This window comes from Bacillus sp. SIMBA_031, assembly GCF_046535225.1.
In the GTDB taxonomy this organism is placed as follows: Bacteria; Bacillota; Bacilli; order Bacillales; family Bacillaceae; genus Bacillus; species Bacillus velezensis.
The window spans coordinates 1-392 of sequence record NZ_JAWRXC010000053.1 but is presented as its reverse complement, the minus strand read 5'-3'; the positions used below and the strand labels follow the sequence as shown (position 1 = coordinate 392).

The window sequence follows — 392 nt, the reverse complement described above, 5'->3', positions numbered from 1 at the left end:
CTTGCTTTTACACTTTGATTGGCAGCGTCAGGATGCAGAACAATCCCTGCGGCCTGAAGTCAAGATTTGAAGGCAATTCTCCAGCAAACAGCCTTATCATGCGCATCCCAAGCCCCGAGCGCTGTGGCTCCGAAACAATCGGCCCGCCTTCCTCTTTCCAGGAAAGGTGCAGTTCGCCTTCCTCGCCGAAACGCGTCAGATCTATGAAGACCTGTCCCGATTCATTGCTCAACGCTCCATGCTGACGGGCGTTGAGGGTGAGTTCATGCAGCGTCACTGCCACGGATTCGACCTTTTCCGGTGCGATGAGAGCGTCTTCTCCAGTTACGAAGAATCTCGCCCGAACATCGGGCAGGTCAGCGATATGGCCGATGAGGGCCATGAGCGATACC

At 55.4% G+C, this 392-nt stretch carries 1 pseudogene; it reads right to left on the bottom strand.

Going from position 1 to position 392, the window contains the following annotated elements:
- Window positions 1–7: 7 nt before the first annotated feature.
- Window positions 8–392 (bottom strand): annotated as a pseudogene (locus tag SB724_RS19475) (hypothetical protein); the annotation flags it as partial.